Genomic DNA, 6,724 nt, shown 5'->3' on the forward strand with positions numbered 1-6,724 from the left:
CGCTTGGACAGGGGCAGCAGGTGCTGCGCGCCGAGGGCCACCGGCACATGTGGGGCATCGGCCGCCACCTGCTCGGCAGCCAGCTCTTCGACTACTGGTTCGATCCCGACGGCTTCGAGTACGAGCACTACACGGATGGCGACGTCTTCACCGCGGATGTCGAGACCGCCTACTCGCCGCTCGAATTCGGCGGCATCTGGGCTTGGCTACGACCGGCGGCTGCTGGGGCTCAAGGGCGCGGCGCGCTTCCCGCTCGTGCTCGGCAACGACGTCGCGGGCGTTGTCGAAGCCATCGGCGCTGGCGTGACCCGCTTCGCGCGCGGGCAACGCGGGTTAGGTCTGGCCGGGGGGAACCGCGCGTGCGTCGCATGTCGTCGCGCCCCAGGACCTCTTGCTGCCCGCCCCGCTCGACGCGTACCCGACCCGCCTGGATGAAATGCAGGCGCTCGAGGAGCGCGCCCGCTGCTGACGCTGCGGGCAGCCGACACTGAAAATCGACCGAACGGCGACCGTATCCCGACCATTTCGAGCCTCCCGCGACCTACGCTTGCTTCCATCACAAACCAGGAACCAGGAGCCCGAGCATGCAACACCACGAACAGACAGCCCCCGCTTTCGAGCTGTGCTTCCAGCCGCTGTCCGGCGCCGGTCGCGCACTGAGATTCCCGTGCGACACAGCGGGCAAGGTGGACCTCGACAGCCTCAGCGAACGCGCGCGCTGCAACTACTTCTACGCCCGCGCGGTGATCGGGCGCGAATTTGCCTGGCCGGCGGTGCGGCCCGGCGCGCTACAGTGAAGATCACCCCATGGACTCGAACCGAACTGGCGGACACCCGGCACTGGGCACCGCTCGTCATCCCGCTGGCCGCGGCCATGATCCTCGGCGTGACCCTGCTTCATCTGGATGGAAGTTCTTGCGGGGCTTTGAATGCAAGCCCGGGGTGACGCGGTGATCCTGTATCACCCTGTCCACTCTCGGCCTCCATCGCACGACACACGCGTGGCGAGCCTACCGTCCAACTCGAATCCGGTCCGGCTGGAGCGTTAGGCGCGGAGATGCCATGTCGCAAGTAGCAGAAGTCCCCGTTCCAGTGGCGTGCAATCTCATTCATGCATTGAAGGCGGTTCACTTTTGTGATGCATATCAAACGGCTTTGAATAACCCAAAACTGAGCCCACAAGATGTCTACGAAGCAGTATTTGGTTGCACACCTGGTTGGGTAAAAATGCTTCTGAAGATACGCGGCATAGTCGCTTCCATACTTGGGCTAAGACACGAAGGCGTTGCTGATTTTCAACTCCCTCGAGAAGCGAGGTTACAGATTGGGCAACGCGTTGGCATGTTCTCGATCCAGTCGATTGAACCCAACGAGCTCATACTCGGAGACAATGACAAACATCTCGACTTCAGAGTTTCGATCTACAGGTCATCTTTGAACAGCGTAGAGATGGTGACTGTGTCAACGGCGGTTGAAATCCACAACGGCATCGGCAGGCTCTACATGTTTCTTGTCAAGCCATTTCATCGGTACATCGCGAGGGCGATGGTTCAAAGGGCAGTGAATGCAGGTCGCCTATAGCGGGAACACAGCCTGTTCAGGAGCGACGCCGCAGATGTCCACGCACATTACATCACCGAGAAGTACCGCGCCGCATTGCAGGCTGCGAGACATGGCTGGCCTTCCGGCATGCAGGGCATTGGAGCGTGGATCTGGCGATTGCGACGATGGATAGGCTAGACATCGGCTCCGCGCTCCTCTCCGTATCGGCACCCGAACGCCATTTTGGCGACGACACGGTCACGCGGGAGCTCGCCCGCCAGGTCAATGAGGCCGGCGCGAAGCGGCACGCCCACGGCTTGCTCGCCTCCCTGCCCTTGCCGATGTCGATGGAGATGAATTGCCCACTCAAAGTCCCTCATTTGACACGCGCTCAATCGACTGATGACATAGAGTTCAATGGCCCTTTTTCTCTAAAATAGAGGGAGAAGTAGACGTGCCAATGAATCTCCTCGCGCGGCTCTGTGCAGCTGAGGCACCAATCCAAGTTTTCGACCAGGACGAGATCGAGAAGCTGTCAGTACTAAGGTCTGCGGCCTTGGTGGAAGCAGACATCCCTCCGGTGATTGTGAAGGATGGAGGTTGCCGGTACATGGGACCTGCGATCCTCCGGAAGGTGACCGATGAAGGTCACGCCGCAGCAAGGAAGCACGACCGAAGGGAGTCCGCGGATTAAATCTGGGACCATGGGCGGGCCTCCGCCGGGGGCGAGCCAGCGCCAGGAGATCGCGCCCAGGAAAATATTCTACCCATCACATTGAGGAAATTTCTTCTCCACTACTAGGACTCCCATTGGGGGCCTCTTTCTGCGCATCTCGAAAAAAGTAACTCCTCCAATGTCAAACCTTGACTTGCCCGCACAGGCGACTGCGGTACGTAGCATGCTTGCCACCCATGGGATTCGCCGTGCGCTGGCAATGCTCAATGGCAGAACGCAGTATCGATATACGGCCATCTATAAGTTGAGCGGCGATGCGTTGCGGGCAGAGCACGTCTTCGACCGTGCGTCTGAATACCGCACCTGGTTGAGAGCAGTTCCTCTAGAGAAGAGCTTTTGCCAGCACGCGATCGAGAAGGGTGAGTTTGCGACAAGCCACGTCTCCAAGGACAAGTCCCTCGTCAGCTACCGCCCCTTTGTGGGATTGGTCGAGTCGTACTACGGGCGGGTGCTGACACGTGATTCCGGGACACCCTACGGCACGTTCATCCATTTCGATCTGGAGCCGCGCAGCATCGATGCGGAGGAAGTCGAGCTTCTTCAACAAGTGATGCCGTACTTTCTCGAGTATCTCGCGTGAGTCGGTTCGAGAGAGCAAGCGGCGGGCCGCCGGAGATCGCCTTTCCGGTAACCGCTCGTCACCCGGTCCACGTACGCTCAAAGTCTGAAGTCTCGCTGGCACACCTCATATCAGCCCAGTACCGACGCAATTTCATATCATTCTTGTCGCTCGATTCATCGGCAATGGACTTCTGGTCGCGCCGCGATCGGGCGCGCCAAGAACGATCGACGATGTTCGTATGGATGCGGTGATCGCCTAGACATTAAAGAGCGTGCCACGCGGCGCAACGCACCCTACTGCAGTTGGAAGAAGTTCTCGCCGGGATTCGGATCGCTTGATGCGGCGTTCGAGAAATGCTCTGTTCGCAGGACCAGCTCGTTCTTCCTCGCCGTGCCGAAGGCGTATCCGAGGCCGACGTGGTCCCGAAGTTGGACTCGTTATTGAAGGTTTCGCCCGCTTCGGTACACGCTCGATGTGACGTTGGCGCCGATGCCGCCCTCGACGAACCACGGCGAGCCACGTCCGCGAAGCGACAGCGGATCACGGAGATGGTCGCTAGCTGGGTGAGCACGCTGCATCCCGACGGATGGCCGCCCCGGCTGTTCCGGCGGGCTCAGGACGCCTCCACGTAATAAGCACCACCATGAGCGAGAGCGCCTGCCCGGAGCGATGCCTGGTCAGCAACCGAACACCGACCGGATGGCGACGGTAGGCTGACGACTCGCCCGCCCGTCGAGTCCTACCCTTCATTGCGAGAGATCGACGGGGCGCAAGGACGCGTCATGCGTGAGCGCTTGTAGTCCACATGCAGTGAAGGCGTGACGCCCTCGGTGATCACCCGGGTACGGAATCGTCCCGGGGTGCGCCGGCTGACCCGGCGATCGAAGATGAGTTGCACCTGGCCGGGGCGGCCGATGTCCAGGTCCTCCCGGATCACCTGCTCGAAGAAGATGCGCCCTGCCACCGGCCGATCGAGCACCCGGGTCAGCGCGAACTCGGCCTGCAGAATGGAGATGGCGTAGCGATAGCCGGCGGCGCGGTCGCGCCGATCCAAGGGATGGGGCAGCCGCGCCAGCCATTTGCGCAGCAGCCGATCGATCTTCCTGTCGTCCAGGCCATCGCAGATGCRCTGCAGCGCCTTGGGGTCGGCACAGGACAGCACACCGTTGTCCAGCGCCTCGAATTCGATGCCGCGCTTGCGCAGCTGGCACTTGGCGTACTCGTTGCCGTTGATGCACAGCTTGGAGTTGTAGGGGAAGTACGAGCARAACTTCAGGAAGAAAGCACCGAAGTCGCGGTCCACGCAGTAGAAGTAGTAGTGGTTGACCATCGCCGAGCCGTCCACCACCCACGGGTAGGTCATGCCGGTGCGCGCGCAGCGGCGACGCTCGGTGCGCACCACCCGGGCCTTCTCCTGCGCACGCCCGACGTACAGCAAGCCTTCGTCGGCGTCGAACTGCTGCAGATACTGCTGCGTGATGTCGTCCTTGCGCTGGTGCTTGGAAAAGCTCACCAGGTCCACCCTGGCGTCGGCTGCGAACCGCTCGATGTTGTCTACGAACGCCTCGGTCTTTGGGGCCACCCCCGCCGTCGACGCGAAGCGCTGGCCCAGGTGGCCACGCAGGTACCACACCACGCCACCGATGCGCTGCAACTGCGGCACGTAGACGTTGAGGTACATCCGGTCGATGCACTCGCTTTCGAGCACGACGTGATCGCGCAGGACTTCGCAAACGCTATGTGGTAGTTTCATGCCCGGCTCCGGTCGTCCACGGGGACTTCGGACCCCATTGAGCTTCGAGCTCGTACTTCTCTGGGCACGTCCCAGCCGGCTCGACCGGAGCCACCTTACACCCAGCGCGCAATCTCAATGCGACCACGAATATCACTCGTCGGTCTGAGGCGGAGCCTCGTTAGATATCCTTTTCGGTCGAGCCGGAAAACAGGCGTCTGATCCGTGCACCGAGTTTCGCTAGCCGGCCTCTGACAGTGGGCGCAGCCGCCTTCCGAGATCGGTGTGCTTCGCGTTCGTGGCCTAGAGCCGCATTGAGGGCCTTGAGGCCTTGCGGGTTGCGCTTCCAGACCCCGGTAACCGTGAAGTTGCCCCGATTTGACGGCACGAAGTTGGGGATGATGTTGATCTGTTGGGCGCCGATCCGATGCAGGAGCTGGGCACGGTCCCTCGCGACCTTGAGGAAGTCGTCGTGCTTTTCAATGGGAGAATTCAAAGAGACCCTGATCGTTGCTACTGCCACGAAATGCTCAGCCAAGTATGCGACTGCCTCAACGAGCACAATCTTCCTCGACACCCAGCCATGCCGCATTCGGATGGCTGAGGGCACGAAGCGGTCGACGTGAACCTCGTACCCACCCGGTGATAAGGTCACTGCCCCGATGGTCCCGACATGTGTCTCGCCATCGTAGAAATACATGTGCTCCCCGAGTTTGTACGGAGCAGACCCGGGCCCTGTGATGCGGAGCTCGGGGAAGGTCAGCGATTGCCCTACAGACGAGTTCCTGGCGAGCGGTGAGGGAATGTGGTTCAAGCAGACCCTGCCTGACCCGCGAACCGCCAGGTCTTCAACACCGGCACGAGCGCTGCCGCAGCAATCGTGATGACCATGTGCGGTGCGCGGTCCTGCGACCACCCTTGAAAGCGACCACGAGCTCCAGGCGACCCTCGTCGCGCGGAGTCACCATGTTCTGGCCCAGTGTCGAGGAAGCGAGCGTCGCCTGCGGGAGGCCGAGCCAGCCGGCGATCGGCTTCATCAGGGGTGGCTCCACGCCTCTTTCGCCTGGCGAGGTTACCCGCATGATCGAAGCGAATATGCCGTTGGTGTAGCCGCCACCGTCGTGCCCGAAGAAGATGTCGTTCTGGTACAGCACGGAAGCGAAGCGCTCTTCGGCGAAAGCCGGCGCTGCGGCGGCGCAGCCCAGAACAGCGCTTGCAATCTAGAGCCGGCGACTCCGCCGCATCGCGGCGTCGATGAGATGAGAAAAGCATGGATCGGCGCTCGCACGCCACTTGACACCCGTTCAGCCGGGTCGTCGTAGCTGAGCACCACGGGTGCGGCCATCCGGATCAGCTCGTTAGCGATCTGGATGGCGAGTTCCCGGATCAACGCATCAGGCGACGGAAAGTACTTGTAGACAGTGCCCCGCGACACTTCGGCGGCCGAGATCACATCGTCGATCGACGTCGCCGCCGGACCCTTGTCCGCGACGAGCCTCATCGCACTGGCGAGCAGGCGGGCGCGCATGCGTTCGCGGCGCTCGGCGGCGACGCGCTGGCGGTGGTCTTGCGTTTGCATGGATGGATTGTGCCCAGAGCTTGACTAAGTATAAACGACAATGTTGTCATGATGACGAATTTGTTATTATTAAAACCCGTCGGCATCCGCCTCCAGGCAGCGCCGATACCTCCTTGACGAGCAAGTTCAGATGTTTTTGCTCGGCTACAACTACACGTTCTGAAGGGAGACACACCCGTGAGACGCTTCACCGCAGTGCTTCGGCAACCCGAGTCGAATCCCGAAAGCCGGCTGCCCGCCGATGTCCAACGACTGCCACGGCCGCCCGCCCTCGGGCGCGCCATCGAGCTGGCCTTCCTGCGCTGGGAAAAGCGCCGGCTGGCGCCGACCGAACGCTTCTGGCGCGACTTCGGCTTTCACATCGTCAATTCCACACCCCAGCGTCTCGTGGCCCGGGGTGCGGGGACTGCGCCCTGCATAGCGATCGCGGAAGCTGGGCGGCAGGATCGTTTCATCGGGCCCGCGTTCCTCATGTCGGCCGACACGGATCTGAACCGCTACGTGGAGCAGATCGGGGCCCGCTGGCTGCCGCTCGACCGCCTGCCCGCGGGCGGCCGCGGCGTGGAGCTGTTC

Annotated in this window: 10 protein-coding genes and 1 pseudogene; 6 read left to right on the forward strand and 5 right to left on the reverse strand. The window is 61.8% G+C overall.

Annotated features, from left to right (window positions below):
• Positions 1-156 precede the first annotated feature (156 nt).
• From AC1DY5_RS36780 to AC1DY5_RS36800, 5 genes are all read left to right on the forward strand, one after another.
• Complete coding sequence (locus tag AC1DY5_RS36780; protein WP_478119414.1) at positions 157-435, forward strand: alcohol dehydrogenase catalytic domain-containing protein; 279 nt, start codon at positions 157-159, stop codon at positions 433-435.
• A 149-nt stretch (positions 436-584) separates the two neighbouring features.
• Entirely contained in the window at positions 585-797 is a 213-nt protein-coding gene (locus tag AC1DY5_RS36785) for a hypothetical protein (protein ID WP_478119415.1), read from the forward strand.
• A gap of 265 nt (positions 798-1,062) precedes the next feature.
• Complete coding sequence (locus tag AC1DY5_RS36790) at positions 1,063-1,581, forward strand: DUF2867 domain-containing protein (RefSeq protein ID WP_478119416.1); 519 nt, start codon at positions 1,063-1,065, stop codon at positions 1,579-1,581.
• 125 nt (positions 1,582-1,706) lie between these two features.
• On the forward strand, positions 1,707-1,982 hold the full coding sequence (locus AC1DY5_RS36795; RefSeq protein WP_478119417.1) for a hypothetical protein: 276 nt from the start codon (positions 1,707-1,709) through the stop codon (positions 1,980-1,982).
• Between the two features lie 459 nt (positions 1,983-2,441).
• Positions 2,442-2,858: a hypothetical protein gene (locus AC1DY5_RS36800; protein ID WP_478119418.1), complete on the forward strand. Its 417-nt coding sequence runs from the start codon at positions 2,442-2,444 to the stop codon at positions 2,856-2,858.
• A 275-nt stretch (positions 2,859-3,133) separates the two neighbouring features.
• Here AC1DY5_RS36800 and AC1DY5_RS36805 read toward each other — a convergent pair.
• From AC1DY5_RS36805 to AC1DY5_RS36825, 5 genes and pseudogenes are all read right to left on the reverse strand, one after another.
• Positions 3,134-3,265 (reverse strand): annotated as a pseudogene (locus AC1DY5_RS36805) (acyloxyacyl hydrolase); the annotation flags it as partial.
• Between the two features lie 314 nt (positions 3,266-3,579).
• The gene (locus tag AC1DY5_RS36810) at positions 3,580-4,593 is read right to left on the reverse strand and encodes a hypothetical protein (RefSeq protein WP_478119419.1); all 1,014 of its coding nucleotides are present in this window, start codon (positions 4,591-4,593) and stop codon (positions 3,580-3,582) included.
• Between the two features lie 160 nt (positions 4,594-4,753).
• Entirely contained in the window at positions 4,754-5,386 is a 633-nt protein-coding gene (locus AC1DY5_RS36815) for a hypothetical protein (RefSeq protein WP_478119420.1), read from the reverse strand.
• Positions 5,387-5,420: 34 nt separating this feature from the next.
• On the reverse strand, positions 5,421-5,726 hold the full coding sequence (locus AC1DY5_RS36820) for a hypothetical protein (RefSeq protein WP_478119421.1): 306 nt from the start codon (positions 5,724-5,726) through the stop codon (positions 5,421-5,423).
• Positions 5,645-6,100: a TetR/AcrR family transcriptional regulator gene (locus tag AC1DY5_RS36825; RefSeq protein ID WP_478119422.1), complete on the reverse strand. Its 456-nt coding sequence runs from the start codon at positions 6,098-6,100 to the stop codon at positions 5,645-5,647. The genes AC1DY5_RS36820 and AC1DY5_RS36825 overlap by 82 nt, the downstream gene beginning before the upstream one ends.
• A gap of 228 nt (positions 6,101-6,328) precedes the next feature.
• Here AC1DY5_RS36825 and AC1DY5_RS36830 point away from each other — a divergent pair.
• Positions 6,329-6,724, forward strand: a 396-nt coding sequence (locus AC1DY5_RS36830) for a VOC family protein (protein ID WP_478119423.1), incomplete at its 3' end; no start/stop codon positions are given.

The sequence above is a fragment of the Variovorax sp. P4_D9 genome (genome assembly GCF_056401695.1).